The following is a 25,193-nucleotide window of genomic DNA, read 5'->3' as shown; positions in this document are numbered from 1 at the left end:
ACTCGTTGTGTGTTCCCACTTTTCCAATGAAAGTAGGTAAATACCTGGCTAAAGTAAGAAAAATCTTACATATACTGATTCTCTTTTTGCCTTATGCGGAGTCTCCGGTTGGAAGATAAGAATTGAAGACGGTTGAAGAAGATTGGCGCGAGATCAGAACCTTACAGTGTCAGGCACCAGGGAAGTATAATCCCCTCCATTGCGGATTACGTCCCTGACGATGGAAGAACTGATATAGGATTTTCCTGAGGAGGTGAGTAAAAAGACGGTTTCTATACCCGAAAGTTTCCTGTTCGTATGCGCTATGGCCTTTTCGAATTCGAAATCCGCCGGGTTGCGCAAACCTCTCAGGATGAACTGCGCATTTACCTTCTTGCAAAAATCGATAGTAAGCCCTTCATAGGTATCCACCTTCACATTTGAATGTCCTGCAAAGGCGTTTTCAATAAAGGTCCTTCTCTGATCCTCTGAGAACATATAGGCCTTTTCGGCATTGGTCCCGATGGCAATGATGATCTCGTCAAAGAGGTGGATCCCCCTTTCTATGATGTCGAAATGTCCCAGGGTGATGGGGTCAAAGGAACCGGGAAAAATAGCGCGTTTCATAGGCCGATCGCTTATGCTCTTTCAAAGGTACTCAAATTTGTTTTAAAGCCTCTTCCACCGCGCTTGAGAACAACTCCGTCAGCGTGATACCGGCGGCTTTGGCCTGCTGGGGAAGGATGCTCTGTTCGGTAAGTCCGGGGGTGGTATTCATTTCCAGCATATGGGGAATACCGTCGATAAGGATGAACTCGCTGCGCGAATACCCCTTCATGTGAAGGACATCGTATGCCAACCTGGCTACCTCCTCAACCCTGGACCTTTCCTCCGAAGAGATCCTGGCAGGGGTGATCTCCTGGGATTTTCCCTGATACTTGGCCTCGTAGTCGAAAAAATCGTTTTCGCTCACGATCTCGGTGATCGGGAGGACCCTGGTCTCTCCCCGGTAGGTGATCACACCCACGGACACCTCCGTTCCGTCCAGGAAGGATTCAATGATGATCTGATCATCCTCCTTGAAGGCGTGTTCTATTCCCATTCTGAGATCCTCCGCTTTTTTGACCTTCGTGATACCGAAACTACTGCCGGCCCTGTTGGCTTTTACAAAACAGGGAAGACCCACTTTTTCCAGGATCTTATCCTCATGTATCGGATCCCCGGAGTTCAGGTAATAGGATACAGCCGACTTAATTCCGTAGGGCTTAAGGACGCTGAGCAGGTCCCGTTTGTTGAAGGTTAGGGCAGCCTGGTAATAGTCACAAGAGGTCTGCGGGATATTCAGCAGCTCAAAATAAGCCTGCATGAGTCCGTCCTCCCCGGGGGTTCCGTGTACAGCGTTGAAAACGCATTGAAATGCGATCCGCTCACCGTTGAGCAGGACCGAAAAGTCGGACCTGTCTACCGCATATTCCCTGTCCTGGTCATCCAGGCAAACCCATTTTTCCGTAGATATGATGACCCGGTAGGGAATATACCTGGTTCGGTCGAGGTGTTTGTAGACATTCTGACCGCTGAGTATGGAGATATGGTACTCGCTGGAATAACCCCCCATGATGATGGCGATATTCGCTTTCATAGGCAGCGGGATTGGTTTGTAAACATGGCGGGAACCGTTTTTATAACGGGTTCAAAGTAAAGAAAAAAGCATTCCGTTTCCTATCTTTGCCTGGCGATACCTGAAAACTTTATGAGGAATTTTATCAATTTTCTCCGCAGCAAGACCTTCCTGATCAACCTCGGGCTGGGTCTGGTCGCCATTTTGGTGATCTCCTGGCTCACCCTGCAGTGGCTCAAAACGTCGACCCACCACGGGGAGCTTGTCGAGGTGCCCAATGTGTCCAAGATGTCCGTGATGGAAATGCGCGAGGCCATCGAAGAGGCCAATCTCAGGTATGAAGTACTCGATTCTGCCAACTATGACCCGGATTACCCTCGATTCTCAGTGATCGAACAAAACCCGCCCGCCGGGAATTTCGTGAAGGAGAACAGGAAGATCTACGTGACGATTAACCCTTCGGGATACAAAAAGGTCACCGTCCCCAACATCGTACAGGTGACCCAGCGCAATGCCACCTCTATGCTCAGGGCGGTTGGTCTCGATGTAGAGAGGATCACCTACATAGACGAACTGGGAAAGGATATGGTCTATTACGTTCGGTTCAAGGGCAAGAATATCCAACCGGGGGACAAACTTCCGAAGACCTCAAAGATAGAATTGATCTGTGGGAATGGTACCATTCCCGGGCAGGCAAGGATCAAGGCCGATGCCCAGTAAGCTTCCAGACCCGAACCCGGTCTCAGATCCCGGGGAAGACGACCTCTTTGAACATTTTCGCTTTGTGGCGGGCAAAGGACAGGAACCGCTCAGGGTAGATAAATTCCTGATGAATTTTATAGAGAATGCCACCCGCAACAAGATTCAGCAGGCTGCCAGAGGGGGAAATATCTGGGTCAACAACAAGGTGGTCAAGCAGAATTACCGGGTGAAGGCAGGGGACGAAGTTCGCGTCCTTTTCGAACATCCTCCTTACGAACTCCTTCTCACCCCTGAGGACATCCCCCTGGATATCGTTTACGAGGATGAAACCTTGCTCGTGGTGAACAAACCCGCCGGCATGGTGGTGCACCCTGGCCACGGAAATTATTCGGGCACGCTGGTTAACGCGCTGGCCTATCACATCAAGGACCTTCCTGAAAATTCTAGTGGCAGGCCCGGACTGGTACACCGGATAGACAAGGACACTTCCGGCCTCCTGGTGATCGCGAAGACCGACGAGGCCATGGCACACCTGGCCAGGCAGTTCTTCGAAAAGACCAGTGACCGCCAGTATGTGGCCCTGGTCTGGGGCAATATGGAGGAAGAGGAAGGCACTGTAGAAGGTGCTATTGGCCGCAATCCCAAGAACAGATTGCAAATGCAGGTATTTCCGGAGGGAGAGCAGGGGAAGGAGGCCATCACCCATTACCGCGTCCTGGAACGCCTGGGCTATGTCACTCTGGTGAATTGTGAACTGGAGACCGGCCGTACCCACCAGATCAGGGTGCATATGAAGCACATAGGTCACACCCTGTTCAACGATGACAGATACGGGGGGGATAAGATCCTGAAAGGCACCACCTTTACCAAATACAAGCAATTCGTAGAAAATTGCTTCAAGATCCTACCCAGGCAGGCCCTGCATGCCAAGACACTCGGTTTCGATCACCCAAGGACAGGTAAGCGGATGCAGTTCGACTCCGAGATCCCTGAAGACATGGCAGCCTGTATCGACAAATGGAGGCAGTACGCAAGGCACAGCCAATAGTATAAGCCCTTTCGATATCCCTATTGATAACAATTAATCCGCAGATTCCCTTTTTGGGATAATCCTCCCTATTTTCGCCTAAAACTGCGCGTTATGAAGATCGTAATTTCCCCGGCTAAGTCGCTCGACTTCGATTCCAAACTGCCTACGGATCAATATACAATGCCCGATTTTTTGGAGGAAACTCAGAAGATCCACAAGGTATTGGCCAGGAAGAAACCCAAAGCCCTTATGAACCTCATGGATATCTCCTCCCAACTCGCAGAACTCAACTGGGAACGAAATCAAAGCTTCAGTCTGCCCTTTACTCCGGATAATGCCAGGCCTGCCCTGTACGCTTTTAACGGGGATGTCTATACCGGATTGGATGCCTACTCCCTCTCAGAGGATAAGCTGCCGGCCATTCAGGAAAAGCTGCGTATCCTCTCCGGACTTTACGGCATGCTCAGGCCTCTCGACCTTATCCAGCCCTATCGCCTGGAGATGGGTACATCCCTGAAGATAGGCAGGAAAAAGAACCTGTACGACTTCTGGAAAACTACCCTTACCTCAGCCCTGAACGAGGAGATGGATGAAGGGGAGATCCTGGTGAACCTGGCGAGCAATGAATATTATTCGGCCCTGGAGGAAAAGAAACTCAAGGCGGAGGTAATCACCCCGATCTTCAAGGACTGGAAGAATGACAAACTGAAGGTCTTAAGTTTCTTTGCTAAAAAGGCAAGGGGTTCCATGGTGCGATACCTTATAGAGACGGGAGCAAACTCCCTGGAAGAGATAAGGGGATTCGCTGAAGACGGGTACCAGTACAGCAGAGAACACACCCTCAGGGAGAACCAACCGGTCTTTGTGCGGTAATATTTCGGGGAAGTCAGCGTTTTACCTATAAACCCTTCATTTTTCCAAAATGAGAAAGTCACTTTTCATACTGGTTTCCCTGATCGTGCTATCTGTATCCTGTTCAGACAGGGATGACGATCTCACATCGGTCCAACTCCGCATCAAGAACTCCAGTTCCCTCACTTTTGACCGGGTCCTGGTGGAGAATGAAGAGCACATCTATGAGAACGTGGGGTCCGATGCCTTTTCTGATTACCAGGAATACGAATCGGCTTACCGGTACAATTACATTCAGATCACCTCCGGGGAGGAGACCTTTGTGCTCCAGCCCATCGACTTTGTGGGAGAGGAAGAACTCCCCATCGGCCTTTATACCTACGACCTCAGCATTACGGAAGAGGGGGAGGTCGTCCTTGAATTCGTGATCGACTAGGTCTTCCCTTTGATGCTGATCTTTTCCTCGACGGTGGGTCGTTTTTTGATCTTCCTGCGCCTTCTTACGCCATAGGACTTGTTTGCGATCTTACCGCGCTTGCTGCCTTTATCTCCTTTTCCCATTTTATGAAAGTTTTCCTTAAGGTAATCAAAGTTGCCCAAAAGGTCAAGTGGGCCAGGCAGTCAACCCTTGAAATGAAATAGGATTAAGAGTATCTTTCACCTTCAAATAAAACAGGTTTGTTCAGGCATACTCATCCCTATCCGCCATTTCTCTTTCCCGGGGCCACGAAAATGATCGTTGGGACACTTCCCCCACCCAGGTTCACAACGGGTGAACTTTTACCGGGAGACGTGGATTTCTGCTATGGCAGCAGGGACGGGCAGCTCTGGCCAATCCTCGACAAGATCTTTCAGCTCGGCCTCAACTATGAGACCACGGAAGCCGCGGTGGAAGAACGGAAGCAATTTTTAAGGGACCGGAAGATAGCCATCTGCGATGTGGTGGCCTGTGCGTGGCGGGATAAAATGGATGCCTCCGACCTGGGGATGAAGGATATCGAACTGCGTGATCTGCTCGGGTACCTGGAAGAATTCCAGAAAATCCATACTCTCCTGTTCACAGGGGGGAATAGCCTCAACGGGCCGGAGTATCTCTTCCGCAGGTTGTTAAAAGGCCATGCGATATCGCTGCGCCCTGTAGAGAAGGAGGTGCCACGGATCCACGAATTCGATCTGGGTGTAAAAGGCAGAACCATCCGGACGGTTTCTTTGACGGCGCCTTCGGGGTCTGCAAACCGGGCCGTGGGGAGCATGAGGGAGTTTAAGCTTAAGAAAGAACAAGACCAATCATTCACTACCCTAGATTTCAGGGTCATGCAATACAGACCCTATTTCTGAAACAAAAAAAGAGCCCTGCTTATGAACAGGGCCCTTTCACGAGAACACTATGTGAAAATGAAAAATTGTTTTCTTGATTTACTCCTGCAATGTAGGACAGGTTTGAGGAGAAAAATAATTTGTGTTGTGAAGGCTGTTGGTTTTGTTGTCAGGATGCATTATTTTGTTATTTAGGGCCGGAACTGACCGTCAAAAACAGATTATTGCAGACCTTTACCCGGGTTTAACCTCAGGCAAACCTGGGGGCCATCCAAAACTAGCACAGCATTATGCCAAATACCAAGCGATTAGAAGAATTCAAGAAACTGGTCACCAACAAGTTCTATGTCTACAACAGCCTGTTCCTGAACCTTCCTTACCAGAACATTGAAAACATAGGGGTGATGATCCCCCTTCTCTTTCAGCAGTGCGAAAAGGGATTGCAGTCTGGCCAGAACCCCCGGGAGATCATGGATCATTTCTTCGAATACTACGCCCAACTGTCTACAGAACAGGAACGGATCGATTTCATGTTCAAGATCATTCAATACGTGGAGCGGCAGGTGGTATTGTATGACAGCGTGGAGGACGCCGCATTTCCCAGGTTGCACGAATACAGTACTTCCAGGTCTATCCGGGATTACTTCCAGATGGCGAATAAATCCAGCAACTGGAACGCCATTTCCAGGCAGCTGGAGAACTTCAGTGCCCGTATCGTCCTAACCGCCCATCCGACCCAATTCTATACCCCCTCGGTCCTGGACATCATAGAAGAGCTGAGGAAACTGATTCTCGATGACAGGATCAACGACATCGACCTTGTCCTGCAACAGTTGGGACTCACCTCCCTGATAAACGCCAAAAAACCCACCCCCCTGGAGGAGGCCCGGAACATCATTTACATCCTCAGGCATATTTATTACGATGCCGTGGGCGAACTGTATTCCTATATTAAGAGTCATATCCGAAATGAAAAATTTGAGAATTACAACATCCTGAAACTGGGGTTCTGGCCTGGGGGCGACCGGGACGGCAATCCCTTTGTCACCGCGGATATCACCATGAATGTGGCAGACGAGCTCCGGATCACCCTGATGAAGTGTTACTACAACGAACTGAAAGGGCTCAGGAAAAAACTGACCTTCAAAGGGGTGCAGGACCCCCTCAATTCCCTGCTCGACAAGCTCTACGTTTCCATGTTCGACGTGGAGAAGCCGCTGAGTTACCAGGAGATCATCACTCCCCTGGAGGAGATCCGGGAGGTCGTGGATCAACAGTACCAGGGACTCTACAAAGGCGACCTTGAGAAGCTCATGGACAAGGTCAATATTTTCAGGACCCATTTCGCCATCCTCGATATCAGGCAGGACCACAGCAAGCACTACCAGCTCGTGGAGGAAGTTCTTTTAAAAGCCGGAATGATCAATAGCTCCCTTTCCGAACTGAAGGAGAAGGAACTCACCCGCATCCTGCTTAAGGAACAGCTCGCCTTAAAGGAATCCGACTTTGAAGACGAGATCCACAAGGATACCATCCGCAATATCAAACAACTCAGGTCCATCAAGGCCAAGAACGGGGATGAAGGGTGCAACCGGTATATCATCAGCAATTCCGAAGACATTTTTTCCGTCCTCTTTGTCTATGCCCTCTTTCGATGGTGCGGATACCGCCCTGACGAGATCGCCTTCGACATCGTACCCCTATTCGAAACCATGAAAGGAATGGACCGGTCCGAAAAGATCATGACCACCTTGTTCGCCCTGCCGGAATACAAGGCCCACCTGGAGAGAAGGGAGCTGAAACAGACCATGATGCTGGGCTTTTCCGACGGAACGAAAGACGGGGGTTACCTGCGGGCCAACTGGTCTATCTTTAAGACCAAAGAGACGCTATCGAAAGTTTGCTCTAAACACGGGTACAAGGCAATCTTTTTCGATGGAAGGGGTGGGCCACCCGCCAGGGGAGGGGGCAAGACCCACAGGTTTTACGCGGCCCAGACCCGGGATATCGCCAACAACGAGATACAACTCACCATACAGGGACAGACCATCACGAGCACCTATGGCACTAAGGAACAGTTCATCCACAACTCCGAGCAACTCCTCACAGCCGGCCTGTCTAATAACCTGTTCGGAAAGGAACATAAGATATCCGCTTCATCACGCAGGCTGATAGAGCAACTTTCCCAGTTGAGTTTTGATAAATACGATGCTCTGAAACAACACCCCAAGTTCATTCCTTACCTGGAGCACAAGAGTACCCTGAAATACTACACCCGCGCCAATATCGGAAGCCGGCCGGGAAAAAGGGGGCAAAAAGCCAAACTGGAGCTCTCGGATCTAAGGGCCATCTCCTTTGTTGGCTCCTGGAGCCAGCTCAAACAAAATGTTCCTGGATATTACGGGATAGGGACGGCCCTCCATACCCTGGTGGAAAAAGGAAAACTCAGGGATCTCAGGAAACTGTACCGGGAAGTGCCCTTCTTTGAAGCCCTTATGCTCAACAGTATGATGGCCCTTTCCAAGTCGTATTTTGAGCTCACCGCCTATATGAAGGAAGATCCGGAATTCGGGGAATTCTGGGAGCTGCTGCATGAGGAATACGAGCTTTCCAAGAGCATGTTGTTGAAGATCAGCGGGTTCAAGATCCTGATGCAGAACGAGTCCATCTCCCGGGAATCCATAAAGATCCGTGAGAACATCGTACTGCCCCTGCTTGTCATCCAGCAATATGCCCTGGCTAGGATAGCAGACGAGGACAACCCTCACAAGGAGGTATACGAAAAGATCGTGACCCGTTCCCTCTATGGAAATATCAATGCGAGCAGGAATTCAGCCTAGGCCCTACCGTACCGCATCTTAAGGAAGAAGTTTTTTCACCGTTTTTCATGCCTAGCGCAGAGGAGGTTACATCCGACTGCTAAGCAGGGAATAAAATGTTTTGATCCCGTACTCGATCTGCCCGATCCTAAGGTTTTCGTTGGGGCTGTGCTGATTGTTGTCGGGGTTGACCATGGGGACAATAAAGGCGGGGATCTTCAGCTCGTTGACAAAAGGAGCGATAGGGACCGTTCCGCCCATGATCCTGATCTGTACCACGGGCTGGCCAAAGGCATCGCCCAGCGTTTTCACAATAAAATTCCCGTACGCATTGTCCAGGTCCGTCCTGAAGGCATCGGTGACCGAACCCTCATTGAGGGTTACTATCCTGGGATGTTGTAATCTTTCCTCCCGGGTTGGGATGGAATCGGTCACGAAATACCCCTGTTTTTCGATATAGGTCCTGACCAGTTTTTTAAGGCGGGTGCCATCGGATTCGGGCACCAGCCTGATATCTATTTCGGCAGTTGCTGTAGCGGGGACGATGGTCCTCGCTTTTTCTCCTATCCAGGCTGAACCCAGGCCCCTGACGTTCAATGACGGGTACTGCAGGGATTCCTGATAGAACTGTCCCACCAGGTCCGGCGTGTTGATTCCAAGATACTCATTGATCTTCCGATTATCTTCCGGTACGCTTTTCAGCACCTTCATAGAAGCATCGTCAAGACTTATCCCCTGATAGAATCCCGGAATGGTTACTCTTCCCTCTTCATCCTTCATGCCCGCTAATAATCGGGCCAGTCGGAATCCGGGGTTTGGGGCATAATTGCCATAGTGACCGCTGTGCTGAGGAAATTCCGGCCCGTAAGTGGTGATGCTCAGGGAAGTGATCCCGCGACAGCCGTAGACCACGGTAGGCAGGCCAGAGGCGTGTACCGGCCCATCATTGATAAGGAGGAAATCAGCCGCCAGCAGGTCCCTGTAATTTTTTACCGCTTTTGGTAGGGGCTTGCTGCTCTTTTCTTCTTCCCCGTCCAGGATCACTTTTATGTTGAAGGGCAGAGACCTGTTTTCCTTTCTCAGGAGGTCGATGGCGTTGAGGAACATGACGATGGGTCCCTTGTCATCTGAAGTCGACCTCCCGAAAAGACGCCAGTCGTAATTGATATCGTCCTGCAATTGATCGAAGGACACCTCGGTGAAACTCCCATTTTCAGGAGCCTTTAAAACCACCTTGTAGGGGTTGGCCTGGTCCCATTTGGAAGTATCCACGGATTGTCCGTCAAAATGCATATAGAGGAGTACCGTGGGTTTGCCATCTTCCATCGGCAGGGCGGCAAAGAACAAAGGCCTGCCTTCCGTGGGCAGCACGGTGGTGTTAAAACCCCTGTCATTGAACTGTCGGGTAAGCCAGCTGATGTTCCTGTTGATGTCTGCCTCGTCCAGGGCGTCGTTGGGAATGGCCACGAATTGCACGAGTTCATCGATGGCGTGGCGTACCTGCGACTTCAGTGTCATCTCATCCTGCGCATGGGAGAATATCCCCAGGAAAAAGAAAGAAAGGATTCCAAGTGATCGTTTCATGGTTCAGCGGTTTTGGTGCCTAAATGTACATTTTTCTCTATCTCTGAAAGAAATTCCACGCAATTTTCAGGGACTCTTTCTGATAGAACGGATAAAGGGTGCAATGCCGGTTTTTCCGTCTTCAGTCAGCATTTTGATAAAGGCCGATCCTATGATAGCCCCATGGGCATGGGTGGTGGCCTGCGCAAAAGTATCGGCATTGCTGATCCCGAAACCAACGATCTGGGGATTCTTCAGGCCCATGGAATGGATCCTTTCAAAATACGCCCGCTGTTCCGGCCCGAACCCGTCCCTGGCACCTGTGGTACTGGCCGAACTCACCATATAGATAAATCCATCGGATCCTTCGTCTATCTTCCGTATGCGTTCATTTGGGGTCTGGGGGGTGATCAGAAAGACATTGAGGAGGCCGTTCGCCTTAAAGAGTGGCTCGTATTCCTCCTGATACACATCCAGCGGGAGGTCCGGTAGGATGAGGCCGTCAATGCCCACTTCCCGACATTTTTTGCAAAAGGCTTCCACGCCGTATTGCAACACGGGGTTGAAGTACCCCATGATGATCAACGGGATGTCTGTCTTCTCCCTTATGCCTTTCAGTTGCCGGAATAAAAGTTCGGTATGCATTCCATTTTTCAGTGCAGCCGTGGAACTGGCCTGAATGGTGGGTCCGTCTGCCAGGGGGTCGCTAAAAGGGAGGCCTATTTCTATCATGTCGACCCCCGCTTCATCCAGGGCTTCGATGACGGGGACGGTGTCTTCCAACTTTGGGTACCCGGCTGTAAAATAGATGGACAGCAACTTGTGACCCGATCTCATTTTCTCTTGAATCCTGTTCATAAACTCTATTTCTTTAGTCGAAAATGCTCTCCTTTACAGTTTAAAATAATCGATATAGGTCTGCAGGTCCTTATCGCCCCGTCCGGAGAGGTTGATGACGATGATATCGTCCGGTTTGAATGTCCTGTGATCGAAAATGGCAAAGGCATGGGAGGTTTCAATGGCAGGGATGATCCCTTCGAGCTGGGAAACCATGAGTCCGGCCGCCATGGCCTCATCATCCGTAATAGCGATAAAATCTGCCCGCCCCGATTTGTAGAGATGGGCATGCATGGGACCTACCCCGGGATAGTCGAGTCCGGCCGAAATGGAATAGGGTTCCGTGATCTGCCCATCCCCGGTCTGCATAAGCAGGGTCTTACTGCCGTGTATGATCCCTACCTTCCCAAGGGCGGAAGTGGCGGCACTCTCCCCGGAGTCCACCCCTTTCCCTGCCGCTTCGACGGCGATGATGCCTACCTGTTCATTATCCAGGTAGTGATAATAGGTGCCGGCTGCATTGCTCCCGCCACCCACGCAGGCAACCACGTAATCGGGATCTTCCTTTCCTTCTTTTTCCTTCAGTTGCCATTTAATTTCTTCAGAGATCACAGCCTGAAATCTGGCAACCATATCCGGGTAGGGATGGGGTCCTACGACGGAACCTATGATGTAGTGGGTATTCACGGGGTTGTTGATCCAGTCCCGTATGGCCTCGTTGGTGGCGTCCTTCAGGGTACGGCTCCCGGATCTTGCAGGTCTCACCTCAGCTCCGAGCATTTTCATCCGGGCCACGTTGGGAGCCTGTCGGGCGATATCCACCTCCCCCATGTAGACGATGCATTCCATCCCCATAAGGGCACAGACCGTAGCTGTGGCCACTCCGTGCTGGCCGGCCCCGGTCTCAGCGATGATCCGGCTCTTACCCAGTTTCTTTGCCATCAGGATCTGACCTATGGTGTTGTTCACCTTATGGGCCCCTGTATGGCAGAGGTCTTCCCGCTTCAGGTAGATCCTGGCCTTGAATTTTTCAGAGAGCCTCTTGGCGAAATAGAGGGGGGTGGGCCTTCCCACGTAGTCCCTAAGAAGTTGCCGGAATTCTTCCTGGAAATCCGGTTCACCCATGATTCTCAGGTAGTTTTGCCTGAGTTCCTCCGTATTGGGATAGAGCATCTCAGGGATAAAGGCTCCGCCGAACTCCCCGTAATACCCTCTTTCGTCTGCTTGATACCGATTCATTTTCATCACATTATTTTTTTTATAAAGGTTTGTAGCCGGCTGGGATCCTTCAGGCCCGGCCGTACCTCAAAGCCGCTGTTCACATCGATGGCGTGGCATTTCTCCGCCAGGGGGGTCTTGAGGAAATGCCGCAGATTTTCCGTTTCTGCCATTCCGATACCCCCGCTGAGGAAGAAGGGGGTGTTGAGGGTATAGCCCTCCAGGAGACTCCAGTCGAATGCAAATCCATTCCCCCCGGGCAGTGGTCCCTTGCTGTCAAAGAGGAAATAATCGACCCCGGGCTCGTAGGATCTCAGGGAGTCGAAGGAAAAGCTTTTATCTACGGCAAATGCCTTGACCACACCCGTCGGCCCCTTGCGGCCTTTTTCGTGTTCTATCACGGTGGATAGTTCTTCCTTTAGGGAGATGCAAAAATCGGGGGATTCATCCCCGTGCAATTGTATCATATCCAGGGAGTGATCCCTGGTCTTTTCCAGGATATAAGGGATGGGGGCATCCACAAAGACCCCTACCTTCCTGATATGGTCAGGGAGTTCGGGCAGGGAGCCTGAAAAATATCTGGGGGAGGGTTCCCAGAAGATAAAGCCGAGGTAATCGGGCCGGAGTGAGGCCACTTCCTGCATATTCTCCGGGAATTTCATGCCACAAACCTTGATCTTCATGGTTCCATTGCTTTGATGAATTCCATGGCCTTGATCCCGGGCTCGTCGGCAGCCATAAAATGCTCCCCTATCAAAAAGCCCCTGAATCCCGCTTTCCTCAGGTCCTTAATGGCTTCGGGCCGGGAAATGCCGCTTTCGGAAACTTTGATCACCGCCTCGGGGATAAGGGGTGCGATCCTCTTGCTGGTTTCCAGGGAAACTTCAAAGGTCTTCAGGTTGCGGTTGTTGACCCCAACCATCTGTATCCCAGGTATGAATGCTCTTTTTAGTTCGGCCTCGTCGTGTACCTCGAGGAGGATCTCAAGACCGAGGCTACCTGCCAGCTCGGTGAAATCTTTTATTTGTCGGGTCTCCAGGATGGCGGCTATGAGCAGGATCACATCGGCTCCATGGGCCTTCGCCTCCAGGATCTGGTACTCGTCTATGATGAATTCCTTGCGCAGGAGAGGGAATCGGGTGGTGGAACGGGCTATGAGGAGGTCCTCCAGGCTGCCCCCGAAGAAGTGTACGTCAGTAAGGACAGACATCCCGCAAGCGCCCGCACTTTCGTATCCGGCAGCCACCTCTTGCACCGGGCTGTGCTGGTTGATCTTTGGGCGGGAAGGCGATCTCCGTTTGAATTCCGCAATGATCCCGGAACCACTCTTTTGAAGTGCCTGTGAAAGCGAGTTCCCCTGCCTTTCAAATAGGGGGCTATGTTCGAGATAACGAGGGGGTACAAGGGATTTTTTAAGGGCGATTTCCCTCGATTTCTGCTGTACTATTTTTTGAAGGATATCCATGGTCAGCTGATTTCTTGGAGGGTTTTGAAGGTTTTTAGTCCAGCACCGCTGTTCAGGGATTCCATGGCGATCTCAAATCCTTCTTTCGGGCTGAGATCCTTTACGGTGGCGATAGCAATGCCCGCATTGGCGCAGACCACATGTTTCTGGGCTTCGGTACCCTTCCCCTGGAGCACGTCCATAAAGATCTGCGCGGAGGCCTCTATAGAATCTCCTCCGGCGATATCGCCTCCCTGTATCTGACCTATGCCAAAATCTTCAGGCAGTAACATAGCCTCGGTCGTATGGGAAATGGTCTTGGTACGTCCGGTCAGGGAGATCTCATCATAACCGTCGAGGGCGTGGAGGATGGTGTATTTCTTGTCGGTGTTCTGGTAAAGGTAGCCGTACATCCGGGCGAGCTCAAGATTGAAAACCCCCACGATCTGGTTTTTTGGGAAGGCCGGATTTACCATGGGGCCGAGCATGTTGAAAAACGTCTTGACACCCAGTTCCCTTCGGATGGGGGCGACGTTCTTCATGGCCGGATGGAACAGAGGCGCGTGCAGGACGCAGATCCCGGCAGTATCCATGCATTTTCTGAGAAAGTCTTCCTCATTGCTGAAGCGGATACCCAGGAATTCGAGCACGTTGCTGCTGCCACAGGTAGAGGATACGCCGTAATTCCCGTGTTTGGTCACCGGTATTCCCGCTCCCGCCGTTACGAAGGATGCAAGGGTTGAAATATTGAAGGTGTCCTTCCCGTCTCCCCCTGTACCGCATAGGTCGACAGGGTCATAGGCCGACAGGTCTACCGCCAGGCAAAGTTCCAGCAGGGCATCCCTGAAACCTTCGAGTTCTCCTATGGTCACGCTACGCATCATATACACCGTGAGAAAGGCCGCGGTCTGTGAAGGGTTGTATTCCCCCCTGGCCATCCTGATCAGGATGGAGCGGGCGTCTTCCCTGCTCAGGACCTCGTGGTTGATCAACCGGTTCAATGTTTCTTTCATGGTTTTTGCTCTATCCAGTTCGCTAATATCTTCTTGCCCTCAGGGGTGAGGACGGATTCAGGGTGGAATTGTACCCCGCTCACATCGTATTCTCTGTGCCTGAGAGACATAAGCTGACCATTGGCATCAAAGGAGGTCCCTATGAGATCAGGGGGGAGGTCAGGGTCTACCACCCAGGAATGATACCGACCTACCGAGATCCTCGAAGGCAGGCCAATGAATAAAGGGTCGTTTTTTACGATATCTACTTCGGTCGCCACTCCGTGATACACCTCGGGCAGGTTGATCAATCGACCCCCAAATACCTCTCCTATGGCCTGTTGCCCCAGGCATACCCCAAAGATACTCCTGCTGGGGGAAAAGGTCGCTATGATCTCCTTGAGCAATCCCGCCTCATCCGGGATGCCCGGACCGGGGCTCAAAATGATCTTTTGAAAGGGTTCCACGTCCTGCAGGGATAATTTGTCGTTTCTTTTAACCGTCACCTCGCATCCCAGGTCTTCCAGGTAGTGCACCAGATTATAGGTGAAACTGTCGTAGTTGTCGATCATCAATACCTTCATCATCCTAGAGGTCTTCAGCGATTTCAAGCGCTTTGTTCAGTGCACCCAGTTTGTTGTATGTCTCCTGCAGTTCCGCTTCCGGGTCGGAGGCGGCCACAAGACCGGCTCCTGCCTGGTAATACAGGGTATGGTCTTTGCTGAGGAAGGTCCGTATCATAATAGCGTGGTTGAAGTTCCCGTGGAAATCCATGAAGCCGATCGCCCCTCCGTAATACCCCCTGTTGGTCGGTTCGTATTCTTCTATCAATTGCATGGCCCGGTGTTTGGGAGCTCCGCTGAGGGTGCCGGCCGGAAAGGTATCGGCAACCACTTTCAGGGTGTCTATGTCCTTCTTTTTCATAGCGCTGACCTTTGAGACCAGGTGGATCACGTGGGAGAAGTACTGTACTTCCCTGTAGTTTTCTACCTTAACCCGGGTTCCGTTCCTGCTGAGGTCGTTCCGCGCCAGGTCGACCAGCATCACATGCTCACTGTTCTCCTTCGCATCCTCTGAGAGTTTTTTGGCGAGTACCGCATCCTCTTCGTCATTTCCCGTCCTTTTGAAGGTCCCGGCGATAGGATGGATCTCGGCCTTCCCGTCCTTCACGATCAGTTGTGCCTCCGGGGAACTTCCGAATATTTTGAAATCCCCATAATCGAAATAGAAGAGGTAGGGAGAGGGGTTGATGGACCGCAGAGCCCGGTAGACGTTAAAATCATCACCTTTGAACCTCTGGGAGAACCTGCGAGAAAGGACGAGTTGGAAGACGTCCCCCCGGTGACAGTGTTCCTTGGCCTTGCCCACGAATTCCCTGTAAGCCTCGTCTTTCAGGTTCGTCTCACGGGCGCCAGACTTGGCAAAGGTATAGGAGGCGAAATTACGGGCATTCAGCAATTGCTCTATCCGGTCTATGTTGTTTACCTGCTCGTAGCAATGAGCAAAAATATAGGCCTCATTCTTAAAGTGGTTGATCGCAATGATATTCTGGTAGACCGCATAGTAGGCGTCGGGAATGGGAATGTAACCCTCCTTTCTCTGGATATCCACGTCCTCGAAATACCGGACTGCATCGTAGGCCAGATATCCAAAGAGGCCATTGTTGATGAATTTGAAGTCCTGCTCAGATACCTCAAATCGTGATGCAAAGTGATGTATAGCCCCAGCCACATCTGTGTTGGGGCCGATAGGGGTTTCCTCTATGTTCCCATCCGGGAAGTTTTCGGTAATACATTCATTCTCTACTGTGATGGAAGCGATGGGATTGCAGCAGATATAGGAAAACATATTGTCATTGGCCCTGTAGTCGCTACTCTCCAACAGGATGCTGTTGGGGAAGGTATCACGTATCTTCAGGTAGACGCTTACCGGGGTGATGGTGTCAGCAAGGATCTTCTTGTAGTGGGTCCGCAGTTTGTAAGGCATTTTTTCAATTCGTTTAAAGATCTACTTCAGGTTCTCCAGGAAAGCAAAAAGGCTTGTCGTGACAGACAAGCCTTTTTGTACAGTAGTACTTCAATGTGCTTCGCTCACGACATAGGACGTAAGTTCTTCCACCACCAAGTATGTACTGTAATTCTATTCACGATTCCAAAGATAGAAAGGATTCCGATATATTCAAAGCCGGGCTGTGAAACTTATTCAATTTGATCTCCTGGTTACGGTCTGTCAGTATTTAAGTGGCATACGCTGGGACCTGTAGAGGATATCCGTCTGTCCCCAGGAAGGTGTTTTATTCCCGTTCACACTCTTCATGTACACGGTCGCTTCAAAGACTTCCTTTCCGCTCTCACGGTCTACCTCGACGATCTTTCCTGCCAACCTGCCTCCTTGCTTGGTATAGCCAGAAGTGACCAGGATGGTCTGGGTCTCCGGCAGGTAGTCCACGTCACTCACAATGGTGGAAAAGAAGCTGCTTCCCCTTTCTTTGCCGTATTGCCATAGTTGTTCCACGGTCTTGTTTTCTTCATCGATCCTGTATTCCACGGCCCGGGAATACTGTATCTGGGAATCGTAGTTCCGATAGGTGCCGTTGTCGAATACGAGCAAGGTGCCATCAGGGCTTATTTTGGGAGCATGGGGTCCCCATGTGAAGTCGAATTCATCGGCGCTCTCCGTACCTATCTGTACAGAGTTTGGAAATGGCTTTCCTTCCCCGTCCACGGCGGTGAGCAGGAAAGGAGCCGTCTCAAATCCGTCCCCATTCCTTCCGGAAGGCCCCCAGTTCTTTTTTGGAGCCAGGATCCATTCGAGTTCGTTGTTCCAGGATATTTTAAACAGTCCCTGGTTTTTCCCCGAAACGATGATGGAGTTGTCCCGTGGATCAAAGGCGAGACCGTTCATATGTAACCAATCCCCCGGCCTGAAGAAATTCAGATCTTTCCGGCTGACGTCCATTACATTTGCCATATCCCATTCCCTTGCAATCCGAGCGTTTTTTCGGTCGTAGAGGATGATGAAATCGCTGTCGGATTCCACGAAATTTCCGTCGAGTTTGATAAAATTGTTTCGCTTGCCCACGGCGATCAGCAGGTTGCCATCCGGGAGTTCCACCACATCGTGGTGCATCCCGTAGTTGTTGTTGATGGAGGTCTCACCAATAATCTTACCCAGCATATCGAACTCGTAGATCACGTGCCTGCTGACCATCAGCAGGGTCCCATCGCTGAGCCGCTGGAAGGGGCTTACCATTTTTTCGGCAAAGCTGAGATCGAGATACCATCGGATATTCCCTTCATCATCGAAAATGAGAGGTGTAGAACTAAAGGTGCCCCTGTTGGCAAGATGGAGGTCGCACCCATGCATTCCCCCGGCCATTTTATCACGGTCCAGGATATCCACCACGATGTGTGGGAAATGCGAAGGCACTTTATCAGTCAGGATGTTTACAGTATCCCTCACTTCTCCTCCGGCGTAGCTCAGGGTAACAGCCACGCGGTTCTCCCGGTCGGGATAGAGACCCACTACCGGGATCTCCAGAACCTTGGCCACCTCTTCGAACTCCTGTTCTACCGGGATGCTCCCCAGTACTTTAACTGTTGCTTTCACGGGTTGCTCAGCTTCTATACGGAGAAGGGCTGTCAGGGGAGCAATTTTATTAGGGTTGAGCTCAGGTTCGATAGAATAATCAAATCCTGAACTGCAACTGTTCAGGAGCCATATACATAAAGAGACGAAACAAGCCACCGGGATGCTTTGGATTCTGGTCATGTCAGAGAAGTTTGCCCAAAAATAGAATTTTAGGAACAATTTTGCGACCAGCTGCCCGGAAACAAAAAAATCCTGCACAGTAACTGTACAGGATTCTCTTGTAAAGAATGGATTTCTTAGAACTGCAGATCCACTACAAGGTCAAATTCGTCGTAGATGGTCGTGTCTCCCAGATTCTCAAAAAAGCTTCCGGAGCCATAACGTACGTTGTACTCGGCCCTGTCTATCTTAGCGGTAGCAGTAGCTTTGTTTCCATAGATGGAGACGTCAAAAGTGATGGGTTTGGTGATCCCTTTGATGGTCAGATCGCCGGTCACTTCATAGGAATTTTTTCCGATCGACTTCACATTGGTAAAGACCAGGGTGGAGGTCGGGTGTTTCTCGACACTGAAGAAGTCGTCAGATTTCAGGTGCCCTTCAAGCTTGCCTTTTGAGTCGCCCTCAAGATCTGTGGAGATCAGGCTGGTCATGTCTACGGAGAAGTTTCCGCCTACCAGGGTAGATCCGTCAAAAAGGAGATTCCCTTCGGTGAGATTGACCAGACCTGTATGAGATCCGGTTACCTTATAGGCCTTCCACATAACGGAACTCTCTTCGGTTTTAACGGCTTTGGTAACTACTTCTGTGGGTTCGGTGGCTGCGGAAGCAAAAGTTCCGAAAACCACTGCCATGGTAATACTGAGAATTGTTTTTTTCATGTTGTTCAAATTTTAAGATTAGATTCTAGTTAAGGGTTTATATAAGTGTGAATAAACTTTCTTTGGGTCTTCTGACCTTTTTGTAATGCTGGGTCTCATCCTCGGTTGACCTGTAACCCAGGGCCACTACCACAGAGGTGGTGAGGTCCTGTTCCTCCAATTTGAGGATACGGTCATAGGTCTCGGCCTCGAACCCTTCCATAGGGCAGGAATCGATCTCCATAACCCCGGCAGCGGAAAGCAGGTTTCCTACGGCCAGGTAGGTTTGTTTGGCTGCCCAGGTTTCCTTGGCTTCCTCAGGGAGGGGGACCAGTTTGGATTTCATAAAATCTCCATAAGCTTTAAGACCTTCCTGTGGGATCTCCCGGACGTTGCTCACCTCGCTGAGATAGCTGTCGATGAGTTCTGCTCCGAATGTTTTTTTGCTGGCAAACACAAAGAGGTGGGAAGCATCCGTGATCTGAGACTGTCCCCAGGAGGCTTTTCTCAGTTCGGTCCTGATTTCCGGGTCTTTTACGACGAACACGTGGTAGGGTTGCAGGCCGAAGGAGGATGCGCTCAGGCGCGTGGCCTCCACGAGCAGGCTCAGGTCTTTTTCGGAAATGACCTTTTCACTGTCGAATTTTTTCGTGGCATAGCGCCAGTTCAAACTTTCTAAATACGTTTTCATAGCAACTTAAAATTTGTTTAATAAGGTGTTCAATTCTTTTAGTTCTTCTTCGCTGAGGTCGGCCACAAGTTCTGCTTCGGTACGCTGCATCACGGCATCCATTTCCTCGAGCACGGCCAGGCCTTCCCCTGTGATGGTGATCTCCACCTTTCTCCTGTTGGCCTCACAAATAGACCGGTCTACTAAACCTTTGGAGAGAAGCTTGTCTACCAGACGGGTGGTATTGCTCATCTTGGAAACCATGCGCTCATTAAGGGTAGACAGGTTCGCGGGTTGATCGCCCTGACCACGGAGGATCCTCAGTACGTTGAATTGCTGAAGGGAAACGCCAAAGGGTTTCAACGCCCAGGTAATGCGTTCCACGATCTTGTTGTTGACCAGCATCAAATGGATCAGAGTCCTGCTGGGCAGGGGCATCTTTTTTTTGGTCTTTATGATTTCCTCTACATTCATGTAGTTACAACAATTGTATATACAAATGTAATATAAATTTCCTCTCCACGAGATCTCATGATGGTAAAAATCTGTTAAATCTTTTTTGAGCTCCCTAAGGTCCAATTCTTCAAACTCTGGGTTTGAGTGTATTTTATATAAGGAAGTATTCCTATTTTTGCCTACTAAAATCTGAATTATGGCAGATCTCTCACAGGAAGAATGGGCCCGGATGTCGGCCGAGGATCCCAACAGTGTCATCCTGGACGTTAGGACCCCGGAAGAGGTGGAGGATGGAAAGATAGGGGATGCGATACATATCGACATTTATACCGGTCAGGCATTTGTCGATGCCCTGGAAAAGCTGGACAAGAGCAAAAACTATTATGTCTACTGCCGCTCCGGGAACCGAAGCGGGCAGGCCTGTGCGATCCTGAACAGCCTCGGCTTTCCAAATGCCTACAACCTAAAAGGGGGTATTTTGGAATGGGAAGGTGAACTTCAATAAACCGGTAAGGACACTTTTTTGAATGTTGATTGCAGCCTGGAAGCCTATCTTTCAGGATGCGAGAAACCGTACTTCATCGCCTTTGGGAGGAGCAGTATCTGTTGTGTATCCCATTGTTTACCACATCTGGTGAGACCCTTCAGGTATTGGCAGCCGGAAAGCCCAATTCCGGTTCAGGACCCGATTTTCATTTCTCTAAGTTACGCATAGCGGATCATCTCTGGTCTGGGCATGTGGAAATACACTTGCATGCTTCGGATTGGTACCTCCATAAACACCATCTCGATAAGGCCTACAACGCCGTGATCCTCCACGTGGTCTGGAAGGCCGATGCCGAGGCAAGACGGGAAGATGGGACGTTCATTCCCACCCTGGCACTCTCAGATTACGTCTCCGAACAAGAGGTCTTTAAAATAGCCGCAGCACTTGGGCAAAGTGCAGATAACCGTTTGCTTTGCAGTACTCACCTGAATAAGATACCGGAACACCTTAAGCATTCCTGGATGGAAGATCTGTTCGAAGAGAGACTAAACGGAAGGTCAAACGAATTTCTTCACTGGGCGGAAGATACTTCGGATCATTGGGATGAGGTTTTTTACAGGGCCCTTCTGAGGGGTTTCGGACTCAACCGAAATGGTGAGGCCTTTGCGAGTCTGGCCACTGCCTTGCCTTTTCAGGTCCTTTTAAAAGTCAGGACAGACCTCCTTGCACTCGAGAGCCTGTTCTTTGGCCTCAGCGGACTCCTGGAAAGGATCCGGTTCCCGGATGAATATTCCCAGGCCCTGATTAGGGAATACGCTTTCCTGAAAACAAAATTTAAACTCAGTTCGGACGCCTGCCAGACCCCTGTCTTTTTTGCCCTTAGACCGGCTAATTTCCCTACGGTAAGACTCTCACAAATCGCTGTTTTACTTCACAGAAGCCCGAATTTATTCGACCGGATCACGAGGGTGGAATCCCTTGCGGATCTGAGAGTTCTTATGAAAACAAACACCAGTTCGTATTGGAAAACGCATTATTCCTTTGGGAGGGGTTGCGTATTTACTTTGAGGGAGACCTCGGCCCGCTTTACGGATCTGCTCATCCTCAACACGGTAGCCCCTTTACTTTGGGCGTATCGAAGGAAGACTGGCAAGACCGGATGTCCTCCGGTCTGGAAATGGATAGGAGCGATCAGGGCGGAGAATAACCGGGTTACCCGCCTTTTTAATAAGGAAGGGATTCCTGTTAGAAACGCCGTAGGATCCCAGGCACTCCTCGAACTCCACAATAACTACTGCTGCAAAAATAAATGTCTCCAATGCAGGTGGGGCCGCTATTTATTGTATGGAAAATACTAATTTTAGGGCATGAATATCTTCTACCGCCTGCTGTACTTTTTTCAGAAACGGGGATTTGAGGTCTCCCGCCGGATTGCGGAAAGACTGGGTATCCGGGCTCGGGTTGTGCGTATCACGTTTATATACCTGACCTTTGTGACCCTGGGATTCGGATTTGCCCTCTACCTGTTCCTGGCTTTCTGGCTGCGGATAAAGGATCTCATTTATACCAAACGCACCTCAGTTTTCGACCTGTAAGATGATAAGACTGTTTCGTTCAAAGATCTACCTGGCCTTGTCACTCATGGTGATGGTTCTTTTGGTGGGGGTGATGGGCTATAGGTACATCTCGGATTACAATTGGCTCGATGCGCTCTACATGACGATCATCACGGTCACCACGGTTGGGTTCATGGAGGTAAAACCCCTGGACGCAGAGGCGAAGATCTTCACGGTAATGCTCATCATCAGCAGCGTGATCATCTTTTCCTTTGCCCTCTCGGTGATCACGGAATACATCCTCAGTAGAAATTCATTGCAACTCCTAAAAAAGAAGAAAGTGAAAAACCAGATCAACAGTTTGTCGAACCACGTGATCGTCTGTGGTTATGGGCGCAATGGCATGCAGGCCGCAGAGCGGCTCAAGGCGTACAAGCGTCCTTTCATCGTCATAGAAAGGGACAAGGAGATCATCGAAAAGTACGAGGATGAGGTACTCTTTGTGGAAGGCGATGCCAATGAGGACAATGTTTTGATTGAGGCCGGGGTGGAAAGGGCCAGTTATTTGATCGCTGCCCTGCCAGACGATGCGGAGAATTTATTTGTGGTGCTTTCGGCGAGACAGCTCAACAAGAACCTGTTCATCATCAGCAGGGCCTCCAAGGTCACCTCCCAGAAAAAATTGGAGCTGGGTGGGGCCAATAAAGTGATCATGCCCGATAAGATAGGAGGGGACCACATGGCCTCCCTGGTCGTGATCCCGGACCTGATCACCTTTATGGACAAACTGTCCATGGAAGGGGAACACACGACGAACCTGGAGGAAGTGGCTATCGAGGATTTTGCGGATCAGGTGGATTGCAATTCCCTGCGCGATCTGGACCTGAGGAGAAAGACCGGCTGTACCATCATCGGGTACATCGAGCCAAACGGGAAATACATCATTAATCCCGAGGCCGATATGCCGCTCATGCCCAAGAGCAAGGTCATCGTATTGGGAAGGCCCGAACAGATCCGAAAACTGAATGAGATGTTCCACATTCAGTCCTGACATTTGGGAAAGTTTATTTGATTCGGATACTTTTTTTTAGGATATTGCCCGACCGTGCAACCTACCCTCCTTTAAATTCTTATATGACAGATATAAAAAATTACATCAGCATTTTTCTGTTCCTGTTCTCTGTGACCCTTTTTTCCCAGGATCTGGTGGTCCGTGGCGTCACTGTGAACCCATCAGATAATATCAATGACGGGACGATCAAGCTCGAAGTGGAAGGGGGCATTCCTCCCTATACCTATAAATGGAGCAATCAGCAGACCCCTCAGACGGCCAATACCTCGGTCGGACTGGTAGAGGGCATCCCTTACACCGTCACCGTAACAGATGCGGCAGGGGCTTCAGTCACCAAAGAATTCACGGTGGAAACCCAGTCCATCCCCGAGGTCTTTAACGGGAACATGGCACCCGCGGTAAGTGCCCTTGGCAGTGTGCTCTTCTGGGATCCGTTCGAGGCTACCGGGATCTACGACCCTGTAGTGTATGCAGACGTGAAATTGGTCCCGACCCCGGGCTGGTCTGCAACTGTTGAAGACCGTTTTGTCCTGAAACAATGGTTGGCCGATGAAGGTGCCGAAGTTAAAAAAGGTCAGAAAATAGCCCTGGTCTCCAGTAGCGACGGATCTGTGGATACCGTAATGGCTTTGGCCAATGGAAAACTGAAATATCTTGTAGGGGAGGGAAAGGTCATTTACAATTCTGATAACAAGGAACACGTCATAGAACAGGGAGCGCATTATCTCGCGGAGATCGAGTACGATACTCCGGAGATCATCCGTCATCCTAACGGGGATCCTGTGACCAAAAACATCCCTTTTATCGTTATATGGCTGGTCCTTGGGGCCACCTTCTTCACCCTGAGGATGGGCTTTATAAACATAAGGGGTTTCCGGCACTCCATAAGTCTGGCTAAGGGAAAGTACGACGACCCGGATGCCCCGGGACAGGTGACCCATTTTCAGGCCTTGGCTACGGCCGTTTCCGGGACGGTGGGGTTAGGGAATATAGCCGGGGTTGCCGTTGCGGTATCCCTGGGTGGGGCCGGCGCAACTTTCTGGATGATCGTTTGCGGCTTGCTGGGCATGTCATCCAAATTCGTGGAATGCACCCTGGGCGTGAAGTACAGGGATATCCTGCCGGACGGCCGCGTCTTTGGCGGACCTATGAATTACCTGAGATACGGTCTCGAGAAAAGGAATATGAAGGGATTTGGAAAGGTCCTGGCAGGAGTCTTTGCTGTACTGGCGGTAGGGGCCTCCTTTGGTGGGGGGAATATGTTCCAGGCCAATCAGTCCTTTGAACAACTGGCCGGGCAATTCTCCATGCTGGAAGGGAATGGTTTCTGGTTTGGTATCGTAACCGCGATCCTCGTGGGAGTGGTCATCATCGGTGGGATTCAAAGCATCGCGAAGGTAACGGGCAGAGTTGTGCCCATTATGGCTTCCATCTATATTCTGGCGGCCCTTGCCGTGATCATTGTAAATATAGAGAATATCGGTCCGGCCTTTACGGCCATTTTTGAGGGAGCGTTTAGTCCCAGTGCCCTAAAGGGCGGGGTTATAGGCGTACTGGTCGTAGGTTTCCAGCGTGCGGCCTTTTCCAATGAGGCCGGTGTAGGCTCTGCGGCCATCGCCCACAGCACGGCAAAGACCAATAACCCTCCTTCAGAAGGATTTGTGGCCTTGCTGGAACCCTTTATTGATACCGTGGTGGTGTGTACCCTCACAGCCCTGGTCCTCATTTTCACGGGAATGCACGAAGTAGAAGGAATGGCCGGGGCCCAGCTCACCTCCGATGCTTTTGGCAGTGTGATCTCCTGGTTCCCATATGTCCTCGGAATAGCGGTCTTCCTCTTCGCCTTTTCCACCATGATCTCCTGGTCGTATTACGGGATGAGGGCCTGGACCTATCTGTTCGGTAAAAGCACGCGTTCGGAAATGATCTACAAGATCCTGTTCTTAGTCTTTGTGGTTGTCGGAGCTTCGGTAAGCCTTGGTGCGGTACTCGATTTCTCGGATATGATGATCCTTGCCATGTCATTCCCCAATATCATCGGCCTGTACATTATGTCAGGAGAGGTGCGTAATGACCTGAAAGAATACTGGTTAAAACTAAAGAACAACCAACTTTACACTAAAAAAAAGTAGC

At 50.5% G+C, this 25,193-nt stretch carries 26 protein-coding genes; 11 read left to right on the top strand and 15 right to left on the bottom strand.

Going from position 1 to position 25,193, the window contains the following annotated elements:
• Positions 1 to 153: 153 nt before the first annotated feature.
• Positions 154 to 606: a pantetheine-phosphate adenylyltransferase gene (gene coaD, locus GWK09_RS01785; protein ID WP_163691296.1), complete on the bottom strand. Its 453-nt coding sequence runs from the start codon at positions 604 to 606 to the stop codon at positions 154 to 156.
• Positions 607 to 637: 31 nt separating this feature from the next.
• Positions 638 to 1,618, bottom strand: a complete 981-nt coding sequence (locus GWK09_RS01780; protein ID WP_163691295.1) for a D-alanine--D-alanine ligase — start codon at positions 1,616 to 1,618, stop codon at positions 638 to 640.
• Between the two features lie 111 nt (positions 1,619 to 1,729).
• Between GWK09_RS01780 and GWK09_RS01775 the strand changes: the two genes are divergently transcribed.
• The 4 genes from GWK09_RS01775 (at position 1,730) to GWK09_RS01760 (ending at position 4,617) form a co-directional block, all read left to right on the top strand.
• Positions 1,730 to 2,317 (top strand): PASTA domain-containing protein, encoded by a 588-nt coding sequence (locus tag GWK09_RS01775; protein ID WP_163691294.1) that lies wholly within the window; start codon positions 1,730 to 1,732, stop codon positions 2,315 to 2,317.
• The gene (locus tag GWK09_RS01770) at positions 2,307 to 3,347 is read left to right on the top strand and encodes an RluA family pseudouridine synthase (protein WP_163691293.1); all 1,041 of its coding nucleotides are present in this window, start codon (positions 2,307 to 2,309) and stop codon (positions 3,345 to 3,347) included. Before GWK09_RS01775 ends, GWK09_RS01770 begins: the two co-directional genes overlap by 11 nt.
• Positions 3,348 to 3,440: 93 nt before the next feature.
• The gene (gene yaaA, locus GWK09_RS01765) at positions 3,441 to 4,202 is read left to right on the top strand and encodes a peroxide stress protein YaaA (RefSeq protein WP_163691292.1); all 762 of its coding nucleotides are present in this window, start codon (positions 3,441 to 3,443) and stop codon (positions 4,200 to 4,202) included.
• A gap of 49 nt (positions 4,203 to 4,251) precedes the next feature.
• Positions 4,252 to 4,617: a hypothetical protein gene (locus GWK09_RS01760; RefSeq protein ID WP_163691291.1), complete on the top strand. Its 366-nt coding sequence runs from the start codon at positions 4,252 to 4,254 to the stop codon at positions 4,615 to 4,617.
• Here the strand turns inward: GWK09_RS01760 and GWK09_RS01755 are convergent.
• Positions 4,614 to 4,742, bottom strand: a complete 129-nt coding sequence (locus GWK09_RS01755; RefSeq protein WP_163691290.1) for a 30S ribosomal protein THX — start codon at positions 4,740 to 4,742, stop codon at positions 4,614 to 4,616. The genes GWK09_RS01760 and GWK09_RS01755 overlap by 4 nt on opposite strands.
• Positions 4,743 to 4,859: 117 nt before the next feature.
• On the opposite strand from GWK09_RS01755, the gene GWK09_RS01750 reads away from it, so the two are divergent.
• Both GWK09_RS01750 and GWK09_RS01745 read left to right on the top strand, forming a co-directional pair.
• A complete protein-coding gene (locus GWK09_RS01750; protein WP_163691289.1) occupies positions 4,860 to 5,519 on the top strand; it encodes a uracil-DNA glycosylase family protein in 660 nt (219 codons plus the stop codon).
• Between the two features lie 269 nt (positions 5,520 to 5,788).
• On the top strand, positions 5,789 to 8,338 hold the full coding sequence (locus tag GWK09_RS01745) for a phosphoenolpyruvate carboxylase (RefSeq protein WP_163691288.1): 2,550 nt from the start codon (positions 5,789 to 5,791) through the stop codon (positions 8,336 to 8,338).
• Positions 8,339 to 8,404: 66 nt separating this feature from the next.
• On the opposite strand, the gene GWK09_RS01740 is transcribed toward GWK09_RS01745, so the two are convergent.
• The 12 genes from GWK09_RS01740 to GWK09_RS01685 form a co-directional block, all read right to left on the bottom strand.
• The gene (locus tag GWK09_RS01740) at positions 8,405 to 9,901 is read right to left on the bottom strand and encodes a M20/M25/M40 family metallo-hydrolase (RefSeq protein WP_163691287.1); all 1,497 of its coding nucleotides are present in this window, start codon (positions 9,899 to 9,901) and stop codon (positions 8,405 to 8,407) included.
• Between the two features lie 66 nt (positions 9,902 to 9,967).
• Entirely contained in the window at positions 9,968 to 10,738 is a 771-nt protein-coding gene (trpA, locus tag GWK09_RS01735; RefSeq protein ID WP_163691286.1) for a tryptophan synthase subunit alpha, read from the bottom strand.
• A gap of 33 nt (positions 10,739 to 10,771) precedes the next feature.
• Positions 10,772 to 11,956, bottom strand: coding sequence for a tryptophan synthase subunit beta (gene trpB, locus GWK09_RS01730; protein WP_163691285.1), 1,185 nt, complete (start codon positions 11,954 to 11,956; stop codon positions 10,772 to 10,774).
• Positions 11,957 to 11,961: 5 nt separating this feature from the next.
• Complete coding sequence (locus tag GWK09_RS01725) at positions 11,962 to 12,618, bottom strand: phosphoribosylanthranilate isomerase (RefSeq protein WP_163691284.1); 657 nt, start codon at positions 12,616 to 12,618, stop codon at positions 11,962 to 11,964.
• On the bottom strand, positions 12,615 to 13,400 hold the full coding sequence (trpC, locus tag GWK09_RS01720; RefSeq protein ID WP_163691283.1) for an indole-3-glycerol phosphate synthase TrpC: 786 nt from the start codon (positions 13,398 to 13,400) through the stop codon (positions 12,615 to 12,617). Before trpC ends, GWK09_RS01725 begins: the two co-directional genes overlap by 4 nt.
• A 2-nt stretch (positions 13,401 to 13,402) precedes the next feature.
• The gene (gene trpD, locus GWK09_RS01715; protein WP_163691282.1) at positions 13,403 to 14,392 is read right to left on the bottom strand and encodes an anthranilate phosphoribosyltransferase; all 990 of its coding nucleotides are present in this window, start codon (positions 14,390 to 14,392) and stop codon (positions 13,403 to 13,405) included.
• Positions 14,389 to 14,958, bottom strand: a complete 570-nt coding sequence (locus tag GWK09_RS01710) for an anthranilate synthase component II (protein ID WP_163691281.1) — start codon at positions 14,956 to 14,958, stop codon at positions 14,389 to 14,391. Before GWK09_RS01710 ends, trpD begins: the two co-directional genes overlap by 4 nt.
• Position 14,959: 1 nt before the next feature.
• Positions 14,960 to 16,357, bottom strand: coding sequence for an anthranilate synthase component I family protein (locus tag GWK09_RS01705; RefSeq protein WP_163691280.1), 1,398 nt, complete (start codon positions 16,355 to 16,357; stop codon positions 14,960 to 14,962).
• A gap of 243 nt (positions 16,358 to 16,600) precedes the next feature.
• A complete protein-coding gene (locus tag GWK09_RS01700) occupies positions 16,601 to 18,142 on the bottom strand; it encodes an aryl-sulfate sulfotransferase (protein ID WP_163691279.1) in 1,542 nt (513 codons plus the stop codon).
• A gap of 116 nt (positions 18,143 to 18,258) precedes the next feature.
• Positions 18,259 to 18,840 carry a YceI family protein gene (locus GWK09_RS01695; RefSeq protein WP_163691278.1) on the bottom strand — a complete coding sequence of 194 codons (582 nt, stop codon included), beginning with the start codon at positions 18,838 to 18,840 and terminating at the stop codon, positions 18,259 to 18,261.
• Positions 18,841 to 18,877: 37 nt separating this feature from the next.
• Positions 18,878 to 19,510, bottom strand: coding sequence for an NAD(P)H-dependent oxidoreductase (locus tag GWK09_RS01690; protein ID WP_163691277.1), 633 nt, complete (start codon positions 19,508 to 19,510; stop codon positions 18,878 to 18,880).
• Between the two features lie 6 nt (positions 19,511 to 19,516).
• Complete coding sequence (locus GWK09_RS01685) at positions 19,517 to 19,963, bottom strand: MarR family winged helix-turn-helix transcriptional regulator (RefSeq protein WP_163691276.1); 447 nt, start codon at positions 19,961 to 19,963, stop codon at positions 19,517 to 19,519.
• A gap of 178 nt (positions 19,964 to 20,141) precedes the next feature.
• Here GWK09_RS01685 and GWK09_RS01680 point away from each other — a divergent pair, with 178 nt between their 5' ends.
• The 5 genes from GWK09_RS01680 (at position 20,142) to GWK09_RS01660 (ending at position 25,192) form a co-directional block, all read left to right on the top strand.
• The gene (locus GWK09_RS01680) at positions 20,142 to 20,450 is read left to right on the top strand and encodes a rhodanese-like domain-containing protein (protein WP_163691275.1); all 309 of its coding nucleotides are present in this window, start codon (positions 20,142 to 20,144) and stop codon (positions 20,448 to 20,450) included.
• Positions 20,451 to 20,506: 56 nt separating this feature from the next.
• Positions 20,507 to 21,790: a DUF2851 family protein gene (locus GWK09_RS01675; RefSeq protein WP_163691274.1), complete on the top strand. Its 1,284-nt coding sequence runs from the start codon at positions 20,507 to 20,509 to the stop codon at positions 21,788 to 21,790.
• Between the two features lie 9 nt (positions 21,791 to 21,799).
• Positions 21,800 to 22,027 carry a PspC domain-containing protein gene (locus tag GWK09_RS01670; protein ID WP_163691273.1) on the top strand — a complete coding sequence of 76 codons (228 nt, stop codon included), beginning with the start codon at positions 21,800 to 21,802 and terminating at the stop codon, positions 22,025 to 22,027.
• Position 22,028: 1 nt separating this feature from the next.
• The gene (locus GWK09_RS01665; protein ID WP_163691272.1) at positions 22,029 to 23,039 is read left to right on the top strand and encodes a potassium channel family protein; all 1,011 of its coding nucleotides are present in this window, start codon (positions 22,029 to 22,031) and stop codon (positions 23,037 to 23,039) included.
• A gap of 83 nt (positions 23,040 to 23,122) precedes the next feature.
• Positions 23,123 to 25,192 carry an amino acid carrier protein gene (locus GWK09_RS01660; protein WP_163691271.1) on the top strand — a complete coding sequence of 690 codons (2,070 nt, stop codon included), beginning with the start codon at positions 23,123 to 23,125 and terminating at the stop codon, positions 25,190 to 25,192.
• The last annotated feature ends 1 nt before the right edge of the window (position 25,193 follow it).

This window comes from Muriicola jejuensis (assembly GCF_010671595.1).
Taxonomy (GTDB): domain Bacteria; phylum Bacteroidota; class Bacteroidia; order Flavobacteriales; family Flavobacteriaceae; genus Muriicola; species Muriicola jejuensis.
This window is presented reverse-complemented; position numbering and strand designations above follow the sequence as displayed.